The sequence below is a fragment of the Shewanella sp. NKUCC01_JLK genome, from assembly GCF_019345615.1.
GTDB classification, from domain to species: Bacteria; Pseudomonadota; Gammaproteobacteria; order Enterobacterales; family Shewanellaceae; genus Shewanella; species Shewanella oncorhynchi.
The window spans coordinates 189,540-204,779 of the sequence record NZ_JAHKRD010000010.1; the positions used below are offsets into that span (position 1 = coordinate 189,540).

Below are 15,240 nucleotides of genomic sequence, written 5' to 3' on the forward strand. Positions count from 1 at the left end.
AACATACCTGCACAATAATAGGATGACCTTAAAGCAGCCCTCATTTGGACTCAGGCCCAAATAAGCACTGCGCCCTACAATATAAGTCAAAAAACTTACTCAAAAACTTCAGCCAAGAACTGAACGGGACAAACTATGAACTTAGTGCTTATTCTCATCGGCGTGATTGCATTTATTGTTATCGCGACCTCAAAATTTAAACTCCACCCCTTTTTAACCTTAATTCTGGCCGCCTTTATCGCGGCCTTCGCCTATGGTCTGCCAAGCGGAGAAATCGCTAAAACCATTACCACAGGGTTTGGCAATATTTTAGGCTATATCGGCTTAGTGATCGTCTTAGGCACTATCATAGGGATTATTCTGGAAAAAAGCGGCGCCGCCATCACCATGGCCGATGTGGTGATCAAGATATTAGGTAAACGCTTCCCGACACTCACTATGTCAATTATCGGTTATCTCGTGTCTATTCCGGTCTTTTGTGACTCGGGTTTTGTGATCTTAAACTCACTGAAACAATCGATGGCGAACCGCATGAAGGTCTCTAGTGTCTCCATGAGCGTTGCCTTAGCCACAGGTCTGTACGCCACTCACACCTTTGTACCGCCAACGCCAGGCCCTATCGCCGCCGCAGGCAACTTAGGCTTAGAGTCCAACTTAGGTTTAGTGATCGGTGTGGGTCTCTTTGTGGCCGCCGTTGCGGCACTCGCGGGTATGTTATGGGCAAACCGCTTTGCCGATGTTGAGCCCGATGGTGAAGGCGCAGAAGAACTTAAAGCGCAGGCCAGTGACTATGAAACGCTGAAAAAAAGCTATGGCACGCTACCAAGTCCATTAAAAGCTTTCGCACCAATTTTTGTGCCTATCGTATTAATTTGTTTAGGTTCTATCGCTAACTTCCCTTCAGCGCCTTTGGGTAAAGAAGGTGTGTTTGATACGCTCGTGTTCCTCGGTCAGCCCGTTAATGCCCTGATGATTGGCCTGTTTTTATCCCTGCTGCTGTTAAAGGGTGAGAATAAGATCAGCGAATTTAGCGAACGCATCAGCCAAGGGCTCGTCACTGCCGCGCCGATTATTTTAATCACAGGTGCAGGTGGTGCCTTTGGTGCGGTATTAAAAGCCACGCCTATCGGTGACTTTTTGGGCACATCACTGTCGGCACTGGGTATCGGTATCTTTATGCCATTTATCGTCGCTGCCGCGCTTAAGTCAGCGCAGGGTTCATCGACAGTCGCGTTAGTCGCAACCTCAGCACTGGTTGCGCCTATGCTTGGCGATATTGGTCTTGGTAGCGATATGGGACGAGTATTAACAGTAATGGCAATTGGCGCAGGTGCGATGACAGTTTCCCACGCCAATGACAGCTTCTTTTGGGTTGTCACCCAATTTAGCCGCATGAGCGTCAAACAAGCCTATAAAGCCCAAACTATGGCGACCCTAATCCAAGGTGTAACGTCCATGGTAACTGTGTATGTGCTAAGTCTAGTGTTGCTCTAATATTAATGAGTTCTTGATTCAATATTGTCCCTTGGGCACATACCGTGCCCAAGATATAGTTCTGTTATACGCCCTAATAATTGCAACAGATTAATGTGCCAGTGATGGATATAAATTCCTTTATATCACCTCAGTTTTAGCACAGGGATGTTGTTGCGCCCAACGTAAGTGGCCTTGGGTTTAGTGTTCAACATTTAGCCCTGTTTTATCCCATTTAGCTGTAGGATTTTTAATGAAAATAGTTATCGCCCCCGACTCATTTAAAGAAAGCTTAAGCGCGCTCGAAGTGGCCAACGCCATCGAACAAGGCTTAAAACAAGTGATCCCCGACTGCGACATAGTCAAAATACCCGTTGCCGATGGTGGCGAAGGCACAGTGCAATCTATGGTGGACGCCACGGGCGGCAGTATTGTCAGCTTAGAGGTCATGGGGCCACTGGGGCATAGAGTGCAAGCGCACTATGGCATCCTTGGTGAAGGCATTCTGGGCGCGGCTATGAATACAAGTTCTGCTTCAGTTTCACGTGCAGATCCAACGAGCAAATCGCCACATCAAGGCGCGATTGCCGTGATTGAAATGGCCTCAGCCTCAGGTTTGCATCATGTGTCGAGGGAGCAACGTAATCCGCTGCTTACCACAAGTTATGGCACGGGCGAGCTGATTTGTGATGCGCTTAATCGGGGGATAAAGCACATCATTTTGGGGCTAGGCGGCAGTGCCACCAACGATGGCGGCGCGGGTATGGCCCAAGCGCTGGATATTTTATTGCTCGATGGCCAAGGTAAAACGCTACCTTCTGGCGGCGCAGCGCTGGCGAACCTTGCTCAAATCGATGTATCAAACGCTCATCCACTTTTACGTGAGTGCAGCTTCGAAGTTGCCTGCGATGTTGATAATCCACTGTGCGGTGAACGCGGTGCATCGGCAATTTTTGGTCCGCAAAAAGGTGCGACGCCCGAGATGGTTAAGCAGCTAGATGCCGCTCTTGCCCATTATGCCGATGTGATTGCCCGCAATGGCATTAGTGATCACCGCGATCATGCCGGGGCTGGCGCTGCTGGCGGTATGGGTCTTGGCGTGATGGCTTTTTTACATGCCGAGCTTAAACCTGGGGTTGAGATTGTAATGCAAACCGTTGGCCTTGCGGATAAAATCCGTGGCGCCGATTTAGTGATCACAGGAGAAGGCCGTATCGATGGTCAAACCGTGTTTGGTAAAACCCCAATGGGCGTGTTAAAGCAAGCCAAACTGCAGGGCATTCCCACTATCGGTATCGCGGGCTGCCTCGGTGAAAACGCCAATGCCATATTGGATCACGGTATGGCGGCTATCTTCCCTATCATCCCGCACTTAAGTCCGCTTGATGATGTGCTGGCCAATGCCAAGCTAAACCTTTGCAATACCGCCCGAAATATCGGCGCGGTACTCATGTTGGGCCAACGCTAATTTTTAGGGCTAATGCTCAGGCTTGATGAGTAGCTCGTCGAGTTAAACATAAAGGCGCCATAACGGCGCCTTTGCTTATTTAGGCCGCAACGCTTTGGTAATACCAAATTTTAGTGCTTGATGCCTAAAAGGCCTTGCAGTAAAGTGAGCTCCCTTTTTAGTATTCCGCTGATTGAAAATTTGAGAGTCACTGATCGCGCATCACTGGTCGAAAGTCACTGGTCCGTTATACTCTTCGAGCCAATTTGCAGTTTCGCTATAAAAATTAATAGACGGCAAGCCCCATGACCCAGAAACTCCCTCGCCAAGCCACCGCATCCGAAGCAAGTTTGCTGCGCATTTTTACTGCACCGGAAGATGCAAGCTCAACGCTGAGTATTATTGAGCAAAAGCTCTCCGAGGACTTAGCAGGCTTTTTGGGTGACAGTATCGCCGCGCTCGAAAAACCCTTGTCTGAAATCGAAACAGATTTTCAAGCCTTTGAGATCCCAACTCAGCCGCGTTTTGTCTCCGATTACACCGACGAAATTATGCAAAATCTGGTGGCGCATTCGGTGCACACAGCGGCGCCAAGTTTTATCGGCCACATGACTTCGGCACTGCCCTACTTTGTGTTGCCGCTGTCAAAAATGATGGTGGGACTCAATCAAAATCTGGTCAAAATCGAAACCTCTAAGGCATTTACGCCGCTTGAACGCCAAGTGCTCGGCATGATGCACCATTTGATTTATGCCCAAGATACGGATTTTTATCAAAGCTGGATGCACAGCGCCAATCATTCCCTCGGGGCATTTTGCTCCGGCGGCACGGTTGCCAACATCACGGCGCTGTGGATTGCTCGTAACCAATTATTGAAAGCCGAGGGTGAGTTTAAAGGCGTCAGCCGCGAAGGCTTACTCAAGGCACTGCGCCACTACGGCTATGATGATTTAGCGATTTTAGTGTCGGAGCGGGGCCACTATTCGCTGGGTAAAGCCGTCGATCTGCTTGGCATCGGTCGCGACAATATCATCAGCATTCCCACTGGCAGCGATAACAAGGTCGATGTCGCGAAAATGCGCCAAGCCGCCCTTGAACTTGCTAGCAAGAACATCAAAGTGTTAGCGATTGTTGGCGTGGCTGGCACCACAGAAACCGGTAATGTTGACCCGTTGACAGAGTTAGCTGCGCTGGCAAAAGAGTTAAACTGCCATTTCCATGTGGATGCAGCTTGGGGCGGCGCGAGTTTATTATCCAATAAATACCGCCACTTACTTGCAGGTATCGAACTTGCCGATTCAGTGACTATCGATGCCCACAAACAAATGTACGTGCCTATGGGCGCAGGCATGGTGTTATTTAAAGACCCAGAGTTTGCCCACGCCATTGCCCATCACGCCGAATACATTCTGCGCCGTGGTTCAAAGGATCTCGGCAGCCAAACGCTAGAAGGTTCACGCCCCGGCATGGCGATGTTAGTGCACGCTTGCTTACAGATCATCGGCCGCGATGGTTATGAAATCTTAATCAATAACAGCCTTGAAAAAGCCCGCTATTTTGCCGAACAAATCAAAGCCCATGAGGATTTTGAGTTAATCACTGAACCAGAACTGTGTCTGCTGACTTATCGTTATGTCCCCGCCAGTGTCCAAGCCGCCATGCAGCTTGCCTGTGAGCAAGCAGACACAGTAAAACTCGCCCGCTTTAATGAGCTGCTCGATGGTCTTACTCAGTTTATTCAAAAGCACCAACGCGAACAGGGTAAATCCTTCGTCTCCCGCACCCGCATTCTGCCAGCCCGCTATTTTAGACAAGCGACCGTGGTGTTTCGCGTAGTACTCGCCAACCCCCTCACCAGCCATGACATCCTCAACCAAGTGCTTGTTGAGCAAAGTGAAATCGCCGCACTAGATAACGAGTTTTTACCCGCACTCATGGCGATGATTGCTGAATAGCAAGTTTGGGATGATGAGTTTCAAATAGCGGCTTTCAGATATAAAGTTTCAAATAGTAAAACAGCCGCAAAGATCTTTGCGGCTGTTTTTATTTACAGCACAAAATTAGCGAAACCTTACGTTAAATAACAAAGAAAAAGCACTCTGCATCAGTAGCGGGTACGCCGAATTCAACTGCCTCCGTGACTCGCCGTGAAGCCATCCATGGCGGCTCTGCGATGACATCCATGTCATCGAAGGTCACGTCAGCAATTGAATTCACCTTGGCTAATTTTTGCGTAATCTGCTGCATATGGAAAAATACATACCACTATCACATAGGCAGTCTTGCTCCACACTAAGTATGAAAACTAGCTTGAAAAAACCCAAGGGTGTAGGTGTCTCACTCTTTCGTGAGATTAGCTTACGCGCCACTAAGGCTAAGTGTCTATGGTCTTTCCCTTTGAACAAATCAAACCAAAGTTTGTTAGTTTTATTTTATTTTTATATATGTTACGTTGCTCCAGTGCTTGTTTGCGGCTTGACGGGAAGTTCAGACTTTAGTTTAACTAATCCACGAAAAACACGGAGGCAGACATTTGCACCGAGAATAGAAATATCTATGCGCCAGTAAATTTTTACCAAAAAAGGATTTTATAAAATGAACATTGGAACTAAGGTTGGTCTTTTACTTTCTGTAACTGGTTGTGTGATTGGTGCATACTTCGGTCTTTCACCTGTCTATTCACTGCTACAATCAGGTGCTATATATGGACAAGAAGCTGGCTTATTTTTTGGAATTACAGGTATTGTAATTGGGAGCATGATAGCTGTGATGGCTTATCTTTCTTCGAGAAAGAATTAACAATCTAATACTATATATGATGGACTAAGGCTAAAATTAATTAGCTTAGACCTAATATGAAACTTATCCATTTATTGGGCAGTATCTGGTTGGATTTGGGTTAAATACTTTTCAGAATAAATTTGTTTTCCATCACACAAGGTTGACATGGTGGGTGTTCAACGATAAGCACATCAGATCTTGTAGCACCCATTGTTTTTCAGCTCCATCTATTTTAAATAAGTTTGATTAGCACGAAATAAGTTAAACGTTATTGCCAAGATTAAGTACTTATCATTCACTCCTTTGTGTGTCAAATTCAATTGCTAAATTTAAGTGACCACAATATTCCTTATACGCATAGCGAGTGATTTCTATCACGGATTAAGATTCAAAAGACTTTACCGATTTCATTATTTTTTGGAATGATGGACATTCTAAGTGATCTGATTGTGGGCAACTTGCTACATGGTTAAGACTATCTCATATTGCTTTTAGCCGCTTAATGTTGAGATCAATATCAGATGCTTTTTTCGCCAGTAAATTACGATCAATGGTCAATTGATTCGATTCATTAAACATCGTAGTGATTTCGTTTAATGATAAACCTGCAATACGTCCAAGTGAGATAATATTCAATTTATTAATGATTTTAGGGGCATATTGGCGTCTAAGTCCTTTTCTGCCAATGGATTGGATAAGTCCAATTTTTTCATAAAATCTCAATGTTGAAGGAGCTAATCCTGATTCGCGTGATACCTCTGCAATATCCATAACATTCACTCTTGACTTAAAGTTGACTTCAAGTTGTACCATGCCTGAACTATATCAATATCAGGAAAGAATACCAAGAGGGAAAACTGAATGGAGATTTCTATTTGGCTACAGTCAATATTAGTGGGTATTGGTGCCACATTAATAATGGATTCATGGTCATGGTGGCAAAAAAACGTACTTCATAATCCAACTCTTGACTATGCATTTGTGGGACGTTGGTTTATTTACAGAGGTCAGCTGGTTCATCGGCCTATTATGGCAACCCCATCTGTTAAAGGAGAAACCTTTCTGGGTTGGTTTCTGCATTATTTTATCGGTATTATTATTGCTTTAATTCATGTATTAATCTTTGGGGAGATGTGGTTATTTGAGCCAACGTTGATACCTGCACTAATGACTGGTTTTGTTACCATAGTGCTTCCTTTCTATGTCATTCAACCTTGTCTTGGATTTGGGATTGCAGCAAATAAAACACCTTCACCATGGAAAGCTCGGTGGCTAAGTTTACTGACATATAGCGTCTATGGCCTAGGGCTATTTTTTGCTGCTTTAAGCCTGAAATATTTAGTTCATGTTTAAACTTAGCTATCCATTAAAAACTTTTGTCACAATAATTTAGTTTAGCCAAAGCAATCGCCACTTGTAAAAAACAATGCTAATGTAATGATTAGTATAAAAAGTATAGCTTTCTAAGCAGAATCTGTCGGAGAAAAAGGATGTTTATCAGATATATTTTAATGCTCACTGCCGTGCTGCTATGCCTTTACCCTGTTTGGGGATTAGTGAGCCCAGCAAGCTACTTGCAGGAGATATTAGAGGTTTATCCCGATGCGGAAGAAGCAAGTCATACTCAAGTACGAATTACGGCGGCTATTTTATGGATAAGCAATCTGACGCTATCATTTGCGTTACTATTTATTGCAAAATTCATTAAACAACCTCAAACGTACAAATTCGCGAAAATATCGTCTATCGCATTAATTAGCTATCCATTTATTCTGACGATAACAGAGGCAATTTCTCACAGTATTCTATACCGCCACCTAGAACATCCTACGTTGACAATCGAGTTTTCAGCGCAAAAATTGTTCTATTTCGTATTTGGCCTGATCATTCTGGGAATTTATCAATCCCAACAAGAGTACAAACGCACCAAAGAGAATAGTTAATTTATCAACATATTTTGAGGAAAAACCATTGAAGTTCTTTACCTCTTTTATTTTTGCTTTTATCGGTTCAAAATTATTATTCAAATACTTCGATTTTCACTACGATATTCTTAGCGATCCTTTTGAACCATTGAAATTTATTATTGATACGGGTGTGTTCGTTGTTATTTTTATATCGACACAGATACTGTATGAAAAATATTGGGAAAAACGAATAAACAAGAACAGCCATAATTCCCCCAACTAATGCACATAAGGATAATGCACAGAGGGACCATGAATAATATATGCTGTTAACACGCTCACAAGCGCTAAGCGACCAACCGAAACCACATAGTAAGAAAGACAGAGAAAGACAGGACTGGCTTGAATCTTTTAGAATTCACAGTTAACTCCGAAGTAACAGAATACACTTCCCCTCGGAGTTGCCGCAGGGCGAATAGACAAATTGCGTGAGTTCGGTCATGGATGACCGACTAGCTTTCGCAGGTGCAGGGACGCATCCTTCGGAAGCGATAGCAAATTTGGTAATGAGCACAAGGGGCTTTCAACTCCGTTGGGGCGTCTTGGAGCATCCAAGGAGGATAGGACGAGCAGTCCTCCTTGGTCGGGTGTGGGGTGAAGCCCCACGACTTTGACTTTGCTTTTAAATTATTTAACGAAGAAATATTTAACGAGACACTCATTAATAAATAGTTTGAATGCACTAATTGTGAGTAACAGACTATCAGCCATACCAAAGGCTTAATGGGATTCAGGTGTGGGATGAAGCCTCACGACGTTGATTTAGCCTTTAAAAAATTAACCATCAATCATCCCCAAAATCACATAGGAACTAAGATGTTTTCCATGCGAAAGATAATTCTCCCACTGATCATGCTAAGTCTTGGCGCATTGCCTCTATATGCTCCAGCACAGGACATCAGCGCGTTATGGGGTAAAAAGTATGCTGAGGTGAAATCGAGTTTATTGGCTGCTGGCTGGGTATTAGCACCCGTAGCAGAAGATGAAACGCCAATGACGGAAGATTACCCTGAAATAACCTGTGGTAACGGCGCGATGGCAATTTGCTCTGTCGGCTTTAAGCGAGACAATAGTACACTTGCCTTAGTTGTTGAATCTATTGAACAAGAGCTTATTGTGACAGGTGAATACTAAACAGCCCAATAGATGATGTTAAACTCAGCCTAAGCATCTAATGTAGACGAGGTAGTGATGTCATCTATCCCCCAATCAAAACAAGAACTTGAATTGGCTATTTATTCAGTTTTCCCCAAATTGATAGCTGACTATCGTTCAATCCCAGCCCAAATGTCCCGTGTGTGCAGCATAGAAGGAAACATCAAAGGTACACAAATTAGTGTAAGTGATACAGTCGCTTACCTTATTGGCTGGGGTAAATTAGTGCTCAAATGGTACGAGTTAACATCGCAAGCACTCCCCGTTGATTTTCCCGATACGGGTTATAAATGGAATCAACTGGGATTATTAGCAGAGCGATTTCATCATGAATATAGCCAATGGCAATATACTGATTTACTTGATGAATATGAAATGACAATGGAAAAATTGTCAACGCTGATTGCGAGTCTCAGTGATCAGCAACTGTACGGCATAACTTGGTACGATAAATGGACTCTGGGCCGTATGATCCAGTTCAACACTTACTCCCCGATGAAGAATATACGTACCAAAGTACGACGATTCAAAAAAGACAATGCATTACCCTAGTAAACAACTCTTTTAAGCACGGAGGTATTCATGCCAAGTACCCACACTCACCCGCAGTTAGGCCCGAACCCCAACGATAAAGCGCCGATGAAAGGCTTTCCTCAGGTTGGCTTTCTTAAAAATTTTATTTCCCGCGAGAACATTATTGTCGGTGATTACACTTATTATGACGATCCAGCAGGTCCTGAGAGGTTCGAGTCGAATGTACTTTATCACTTTGACTTTATTGGCGATAAACTGAATATCGGTAAATTCTGCGCCATTGCGAAAGACGTGAAATTCATTATGAATGGCGCCAATCATCAAGTATCTGGCTTCTCGACTTATCCTTTTTATATCTTCGGCAATGGCTGGGAGAAAGCGGCGCCCAAGCCCGAAGATTTACCTTTTAAGGGCGACACCTGTATCGGTAACGACGTATGGATTGGTTATAACGCCACTATCATGCCTGGGGTGAAAATTGGCCACGGCGCCATTGTTGCCAGTCAATCCGTAGTGACAAAAGATGTGCCACCCTACGCTGTGGTTGGCGGTAATCCTGCCACAGTGATCAAGCTGAGATTCGAGCAAACTGTGATAGATGAGCTTGTTTCCATCGCTTGGTGGGATTGGCCGATAGAGAAAATCACTCAACACCTACACGCCATCGCGGGCGCTGATCTGAGTCAATTAAAGCAAACGACCTAAGATAAGTGGGTCGCGAGCAAGATTGACGAAAAATCTCAAGCGACAAGCATTAAGCAACAAACATTAAAAAAAACGCCATTAAACGCAAACAAAATCCAATATGCGCAATTTTGTACAAAAGCACTGAGGGTTTCTGGGTTACTATCAGGCACAACCCGCCCATTTATGCACTAAACACGGAGGCCTAGTGTGAACACAGAACATGCGGCCTACCAGATTGCCGGTGAATTAGGTGGCCTCGAGTTACTCAATGCCCACTACCATAAACAAAACTTTAGTCGGCACACCCACGAAGGTTACACAGTCGGCGTGATTGAAACGGGGGCACAGCGTTTTTATCGCACGGGTGGCAACCATGTGGCGCCAAAGCACAGCATCATTCTCGTCAACGCCGACGAAGTCCATAATGGCTGTAGCGCCACCGAGGGCGGTTGGTCCTATCGTGCCATGTATCCAGTACCCGCGCAGTTTGCCAATATTAACAGTGAGCTAGCATCAAACCGCGGTGCGCCCTATTTCCCTGAGCCCGTCGTGTACGATCCTGAATTAGCCGAATTACTGCGCTTCACCTTTACTACTTTAGATACATCGGACAATCGCTTACTGCGCGAAAGCTTGGTCTATTCAAGCTTGACACAGTTGATGACACGCCATAGCAAGAATCGCCCGAGCGATGACCTCACTGTAATCGCTAAGCCTGCGTTAGCACTGGTGAAATCCTTTATCGACGATCATCCTGCAGCCGACATCTCCCTTGAAGAGCTGGCAACACTCGCGGGATTAAACCCCTATTATTTGCTGAAGCAATTTCAGCGTTATTACGGCTTACCGCCCCACGCTTACCAAATTCAGGCAAGAGTGAGACTCGCCAAAGGGAAAATCAAACAAGGCACACGGCTGCTCGATGTCGCCCTCGATTGTGGTTTTCACGATCAAAGTCACTTGAATCGACATTTTAAGAAGACAGTCGGTGTTACGCCGGGGCAATTTGCCAAAGAAATAGGCCGCAATATTATCCAAGCCTAAACAACCACTTTAAGTTAATCTGCCATGCTCATTCTTGCTTTCTCCTCTATTGACTAAGCAAGCAACCTTATCCAAGCATTCATTGTTTAATAGCAACCCCATCGCCGCTATTTTTAGGAGCCAAAGTGACCACCGACAAGCTTATAAAACCTGATGTTTATCCTGTGCATCCCACAAAATCCAAGGCATTTTTAAAAGGTACCTTGGCCATGATGCCGTTGACGATAGCGGTTGTACCTTGGGGCATTTTAGCGGGCTCCTTCGCCATTGAGGTTGGGCTCACGCCCATTGAGAGCCAAGCCATGTCGGCGATTATCTTCGCGGGCGCGGCTCAATTAGTGGCGCTCGGCATGGTGAAAGCCGGTATTGGTCTGTGGAGTATCTTAATTACGACGTTACTCATCACCTCACGCCATCTGTTATATGCAATGGCGATGCGCAGTCAAATCAGTCCGTTGCCGTTAAAGTGGCGCCTAACATTGGGCTTTTTGCTCACAGATGAACTGTTTGCCATCGCCAATCAAGGCAAGTTACATAAGTTCGACCCTTGGTACGCCCTTGGCGGCGGCTTGAGTTTCTATATCGGTTGGAACATAGCCACACTACTTGGCATAGTGGCGGGCAATGCGATCGAGAATTTAGATGAGATGGGATTAGATTTTGCCATCGCAGCCACCTTCATCGCTCTGGTCGTTCCTACCATAAAAAAACCATCGATTCTCGTCTGTGTATTAGTCTCGCTCACCCTAGCAGTAGTATGCGCCGTTTTTAAAATTCAAGCGGGACTGCTCATTGCCGCCATTGCGGGAATGACGGCAGGTGTACTTTACGCCAAAGTGACCAAGGAAGCGGAACGCGCAGAACAATCCGCCAGTCACAGTCAGCTAGCAAGCGCACAGACCAAAACAGAAGTGGATACTGGAGTTGGGACTGACATTAAGACAAAAACATTGTCAGGAGAAAAAGCATGATTTGGTTAATGATCTTTTCAATGGCGGCGGTTGTGTTTATCAGTCGTCATTTACTACTGGAGCCTAAACTACCGCTGCGATTAAGTAAGGGCACCCAAACCTTTTTAAGTTACTCAGCCCCTGCGGTACTCACTGCGATCTTTGCGCCCATAGTGTTTGTGCAGGAAGGTCAGCTCGATCTGAGCCTAGACAACAGCTATCTCATCTGCGCCGTAGTCGCTACAGTGTTGGCGCTCATCACTCGCAATACCTTGCTGACCACAGTGCTGAGTATGGGACTGTTTTTCTTTATCCACTAAGTAAGCAAAGAGTCAGTGCTCAGCAACGGCACTGACTCTTGCATCAATCACTGACACTGACTCTTGCATCAATCACTGACACTGTCCCTACCACTCTTTTACACAGCCTAACCCTCTCTGAGACATCGCCCCCTAGAAAATTATTGACACGTTATCTTGATTTTCCACAATCTTCATGTACTTAGATTCTTATGTCTGTTCAACTAACAGTATCGGCTTTAACGGTATTTCACACATCGACGATAATGGAAGAGTGATGATATTTATTAGCAATAACAAAGACTCAAACAATAAAAACAAAATACTTAACCTAACCATATTCAAACTATTTAGTCTCTAAAAACGTCCATTCAGAAATATTATTTACTGCATCTATTACGGCACTCATCTCAGTATAGTTCTCGGTATAGCTCTCGGAATAAAGAGTCCATTTAAAAAAGTTTTACATAATAAAATTCAGTATAAATATTAATCCACACTCAAAAACCAACCTATTAAAAATTAAAGTAAATACACTATTTTATAAAGTTCTAAATACCGTTTAAAAATAAAGTAATTAACATATTTAACCAGATTAAAACACACCTTAAATTAATTAATTTTTATTTTGTTTAATAAAAATAAAAGTGCTAGCTTTTAGATGTGCCTAGCAGTAATGATTATTTATATGATTTAGAACTACATATAATTGCCATCGGCGCTCTCAATGAAAGGACGTATTTTATTAAAATAAAGGAACAATCATGAGAACAAAATCTAGCCTGGGTATATTAACGTTATCCTGTTTAACCGCACTTGGAACTGTTTCTTTGTTGGCCGAAGCTGCTATTCCGAATACTATTCCAAAACTGTCAATGGTAGAACACGCTGCCCCTGATCTTGATTCGCTTAAAAATGATGCAATTAACGACCCCTCGTTTATCAGCTCGTTATTCTCCTTAGGACACCATCTTGGATATGCATGGGCAGGCGGTACAGCATCCCAGTATGTTGGTGAAGACATCGAAGTCAGAAGAGAATCGAGCAACGAATATAGTCTTAAAGCCCGCTATAACGGCAATGATCCTTATGCAAGCGGCTACAGAGCGAATGAACGTTTGAAGGTAAATTTACAAAATATTCATTTCGTCACTAATCCTCAAAGTCTAAAGTTAGGTTCACCTCAAGTTTATGATCGTGAGGCTATTTATACTGCTCCCGTGGTTATCTATAACTGGGGCGATACCGAAGATACCGGTGTGGCCACCCTAAACTATGATTACACCACTAGCTGGGCCAAAACCGATAATTTCTCTTTCTCCGAGAAAATTAGCGTAACCAATAAATATGAAGTGGGTATTCCAGGAATAGGTGGAGCGAGTTCTGAAATCAGCGCCGAATTTTCTGCCAGCCAAGGTTGGAGTGAAACCGACGGCAAAAGTACAACGATTTCGAGTCAGGCGCAGTACCGAGCAATTATGCCGCCTCGCAGCAAACGTTATATCTCAATCACCCTATTTAAACAAAAGGCGGATGTCCCATACACCTCAAGTTTATATATGATGTACGATATAAAATATGAGAACTTCTTAAAATGGGGTGGTAATGCGCATATTAATCATCCGACAAATAGACCTAACTTCCCTTACACCTTTGGCGGAGCGAATGCGAATAATCTGAATGGACCAGAAGCCTTAGTCGATCAATATCTTCATCAAGATATAAACGGTTATGGTGTATGGGATTGGCCTGCAGCGATTAATTCGGCACAGTCAAAAAGTGGGTTTGAGTGGCAATTAGCGAATATTGTTAGACAACATGGCGCACCTATCAGCGGTAAATTTACCGCAATAGATTCGAGTCAATTTAATATCGATGCCAGTGAATCCTATCCACTAACGGATGACGACATTGCTAATCGTCCTAAAAGCGCTCAAAAATTAGGACTGAGTCGCAATATTCAGGTTGCCGTCGGCGAGCTCCAAAACAATGATGAAGATGGTTTAATCAAAAAACTGAATATTTCGCAATCAAGTGAAGTCATGTTAAACAATTAAAAACGGTGAGCTTAGGCTCTCAATAACTACTATGACACCAGTATCAGAGAGATCTCGATACACCTATCGAATTACTAGAAAGTTACTAGCAAATTAGAAATGTAATACAAAGCCACTCATTCGAGTGGCTTTTCTTTCGCTTCTGCTCGCGCCTTCGATTGCTCATCCATCAGGCAAATATAATCTTCAAGCTCTTGCCCAAGAGTGAGATCAAAATGACGGTTTAACCGCACAAGACCTGTGATGCGATCGACCCTGAAATTACGAAAATCAGCACGTAGCTCACACCATGTCAGTAAGGTCCAAGTACCACGCCAAAAATAGATGGCGAGCGGCCTAACTTCCCGCTCGGTAACATCCAGTTTGACATCTTGGTAGAAGAGTTTGACGTATTCGCGGCGCTGAGCCGCATTACGCAAGGGATCAAGGAATTGAAACTCATTGGAATCTAAATAAAAATCCGGTGAAAACATTAAGGATTGATAGGCTTGTAATCGTTTAGGCAACACAGCTTCGACTTTAATCATCGCCTGCCTCGCGGCGCTACCAAGCTCCTTACCACCCCAAGTTTGCACCATACGCATGCCAACTTGAATCGCTTCGAGTTCGGCTTCGTTAAACATCAAGGGCGGGACATTCACCTCGTGGCGCAACAAATAGCCGACACCCGCTTCCCCTTCAATAGGAATGCCACTTAAACACAGGTCCTGCACATCACGGTAAATCGTGCGTGTAGAAACCTCTAACCGTTCAGCCAACTCTTGGGCTGTGGTCAGGCGTTTATGTTTAAGAATTTGCACTATTTGAAATAGGCGATCAGCGCGGCGCATTAGCTCTGGTTTAACC

16 protein-coding genes are annotated in these 15,240 nt (G+C 44.3%); 13 read left to right on the forward strand and 3 right to left on the reverse strand.

Annotated features, from left to right (window positions below; all coding sequences use genetic code 11):
- Window positions 1–135: 135 nt before the first annotated feature.
- The 3 genes from KO537_RS12665 to panP all read left to right on the forward strand — a co-directional run bounded on the left by KO537_RS12665 (window position 136) and on the right by panP (window position 4,875).
- Window positions 136–1,494: a GntP family permease gene (locus KO537_RS12665; RefSeq protein WP_219234585.1), complete on the forward strand. Its 1,359-nt coding sequence runs from the start codon at window positions 136–138 to the stop codon at window positions 1,492–1,494.
- Window positions 1,495–1,726: 232 nt separating this feature from the next.
- Window positions 1,727–2,941 carry a glycerate kinase gene (locus KO537_RS12670; protein WP_219234586.1) on the forward strand — a complete coding sequence of 405 codons (1,215 nt, stop codon included), beginning with the start codon at window positions 1,727–1,729 and terminating at the stop codon, window positions 2,939–2,941.
- Between the two features lie 284 nt (window positions 2,942–3,225).
- Window positions 3,226–4,875: a pyridoxal-dependent aspartate 1-decarboxylase PanP gene (gene panP, locus KO537_RS12675; protein ID WP_219234587.1), complete on the forward strand. Its 1,650-nt coding sequence runs from the start codon at window positions 3,226–3,228 to the stop codon at window positions 4,873–4,875.
- Between the two features lie 121 nt (window positions 4,876–4,996).
- On the opposite strand, the gene KO537_RS12680 is transcribed toward panP, so the two are convergent.
- The gene (locus KO537_RS12680; RefSeq protein WP_219234588.1) at window positions 4,997–5,167 is read right to left on the reverse strand and encodes a hypothetical protein; all 171 of its coding nucleotides are present in this window, start codon (window positions 5,165–5,167) and stop codon (window positions 4,997–4,999) included.
- Between the two features lie 348 nt (window positions 5,168–5,515).
- Between KO537_RS12680 and KO537_RS12685 the strand changes: the two genes are divergently transcribed.
- Window positions 5,516–5,719: a hypothetical protein gene (locus KO537_RS12685; RefSeq protein ID WP_219234589.1), complete on the forward strand. Its 204-nt coding sequence runs from the start codon at window positions 5,516–5,518 to the stop codon at window positions 5,717–5,719.
- A 462-nt stretch (window positions 5,720–6,181) separates the two neighbouring features.
- Here KO537_RS12685 and KO537_RS12690 read toward each other — a convergent pair whose 3' ends face one another.
- On the reverse strand, window positions 6,182–6,472 hold the full coding sequence (locus tag KO537_RS12690) for a MerR family transcriptional regulator (RefSeq protein WP_251071096.1): 291 nt from the start codon (window positions 6,470–6,472) through the stop codon (window positions 6,182–6,184).
- 90 nt (window positions 6,473–6,562) lie between these two features.
- Here KO537_RS12690 and KO537_RS12695 point away from each other — a divergent pair, with 90 nt between their 5' ends.
- The 9 genes from KO537_RS12695 to KO537_RS12735 all read left to right on the forward strand — a co-directional run bounded on the left by KO537_RS12695 (window position 6,563) and on the right by KO537_RS12735 (window position 14,394).
- Window positions 6,563–7,054, forward strand: coding sequence for a DUF2938 domain-containing protein (locus tag KO537_RS12695; protein WP_251071097.1), 492 nt, complete (start codon window positions 6,563–6,565; stop codon window positions 7,052–7,054).
- A 137-nt stretch (window positions 7,055–7,191) separates the two neighbouring features.
- Entirely contained in the window at window positions 7,192–7,644 is a 453-nt protein-coding gene (locus KO537_RS12700; RefSeq protein WP_219234590.1) for a hypothetical protein, read from the forward strand.
- A gap of 840 nt (window positions 7,645–8,484) precedes the next feature.
- Window positions 8,485–8,802 (forward strand): hypothetical protein, encoded by a 318-nt coding sequence (locus KO537_RS12705; protein ID WP_219234591.1) that lies wholly within the window; start codon window positions 8,485–8,487, stop codon window positions 8,800–8,802.
- A gap of 57 nt (window positions 8,803–8,859) precedes the next feature.
- Window positions 8,860–9,375: a ClbS/DfsB family four-helix bundle protein gene (locus KO537_RS12710; RefSeq protein ID WP_219234592.1), complete on the forward strand. Its 516-nt coding sequence runs from the start codon at window positions 8,860–8,862 to the stop codon at window positions 9,373–9,375.
- Window positions 9,376–9,405: 30 nt separating this feature from the next.
- Window positions 9,406–10,062 carry a Vat family streptogramin A O-acetyltransferase gene (locus tag KO537_RS12715; RefSeq protein WP_219234593.1) on the forward strand — a complete coding sequence of 219 codons (657 nt, stop codon included), beginning with the start codon at window positions 9,406–9,408 and terminating at the stop codon, window positions 10,060–10,062.
- A gap of 189 nt (window positions 10,063–10,251) precedes the next feature.
- On the forward strand, window positions 10,252–11,088 hold the full coding sequence (locus tag KO537_RS12720; protein ID WP_219234594.1) for an AraC family transcriptional regulator: 837 nt from the start codon (window positions 10,252–10,254) through the stop codon (window positions 11,086–11,088).
- 125 nt (window positions 11,089–11,213) lie between these two features.
- Window positions 11,214–12,059 (forward strand): AzlC family ABC transporter permease, encoded by an 846-nt coding sequence (locus KO537_RS12725; RefSeq protein ID WP_219234595.1) that lies wholly within the window; start codon window positions 11,214–11,216, stop codon window positions 12,057–12,059.
- Window positions 12,056–12,358 (forward strand): AzlD domain-containing protein, encoded by a 303-nt coding sequence (locus KO537_RS12730; protein ID WP_219234596.1) that lies wholly within the window; start codon window positions 12,056–12,058, stop codon window positions 12,356–12,358. Before KO537_RS12725 ends, KO537_RS12730 begins: the two co-directional genes overlap by 4 nt.
- A 743-nt stretch (window positions 12,359–13,101) precedes the next feature.
- Window positions 13,102–14,394, forward strand: a complete 1,293-nt coding sequence (locus KO537_RS12735) for an aerolysin family beta-barrel pore-forming toxin (protein WP_219234597.1) — start codon at window positions 13,102–13,104, stop codon at window positions 14,392–14,394.
- 116 nt (window positions 14,395–14,510) lie between these two features.
- Here the strand turns inward: KO537_RS12735 and KO537_RS12740 are convergent, their stop codons facing one another.
- The gene (locus KO537_RS12740; protein ID WP_028760503.1) at window positions 14,511–15,224 is read right to left on the reverse strand and encodes a YafY family protein; all 714 of its coding nucleotides are present in this window, start codon (window positions 15,222–15,224) and stop codon (window positions 14,511–14,513) included.
- Window positions 15,225–15,240: the final 16 nt, after the last annotated feature.

Excerpts from the sequence above, each read along its gene's own strand:
- KO537_RS12705 (WP_219234591.1), top strand. The coding sequence starts at position 8,485 with ATGTTTTCCATGCGAAAGATAATTCTCCCACTGATCATGCTAAGTCTT.
- KO537_RS12700 (WP_219234590.1), top strand. The coding sequence starts at position 7,192 with ATGTTTATCAGATATATTTTAATGCTCACTGCCGTGCTGCTATGCCTT.
- KO537_RS12710 (WP_219234592.1), top strand. The coding sequence starts at position 8,860 with ATGTCATCTATCCCCCAATCAAAACAAGAACTTGAATTGGCTATTTAT.
- KO537_RS12680 (WP_219234588.1), bottom strand. The coding sequence starts at position 5,167 with ATGCAGCAGATTACGCAAAAATTAGCCAAGGTGAATTCAATTGCTGAC.
- KO537_RS12665 (WP_219234585.1), top strand. The coding sequence starts at position 136 with ATGAACTTAGTGCTTATTCTCATCGGCGTGATTGCATTTATTGTTATC.
- KO537_RS12695 (WP_251071097.1), top strand. The coding sequence starts at position 6,563 with ATGGAGATTTCTATTTGGCTACAGTCAATATTAGTGGGTATTGGTGCC.
- KO537_RS12730 (WP_219234596.1), top strand. The coding sequence starts at position 12,056 with ATGATTTGGTTAATGATCTTTTCAATGGCGGCGGTTGTGTTTATCAGT.
- KO537_RS12740 (WP_028760503.1), bottom strand. The coding sequence starts at position 15,224 with ATGCGCCGCGCTGATCGCCTATTTCAAATAGTGCAAATTCTTAAACAT.
- KO537_RS12735 (WP_219234597.1), top strand. The coding sequence starts at position 13,102 with ATGAGAACAAAATCTAGCCTGGGTATATTAACGTTATCCTGTTTAACC.
- KO537_RS12690 (WP_251071096.1), bottom strand. The coding sequence starts at position 6,472 with ATGGATATTGCAGAGGTATCACGCGAATCAGGATTAGCTCCTTCAACA.
- KO537_RS12715 (WP_219234593.1), top strand. The coding sequence starts at position 9,406 with ATGCCAAGTACCCACACTCACCCGCAGTTAGGCCCGAACCCCAACGAT.
- KO537_RS12670 (WP_219234586.1), top strand. The coding sequence starts at position 1,727 with ATGAAAATAGTTATCGCCCCCGACTCATTTAAAGAAAGCTTAAGCGCG.
- panP (WP_219234587.1), top strand. The coding sequence starts at position 3,226 with ATGACCCAGAAACTCCCTCGCCAAGCCACCGCATCCGAAGCAAGTTTG.
- KO537_RS12685 (WP_219234589.1), top strand. The coding sequence starts at position 5,516 with ATGAACATTGGAACTAAGGTTGGTCTTTTACTTTCTGTAACTGGTTGT.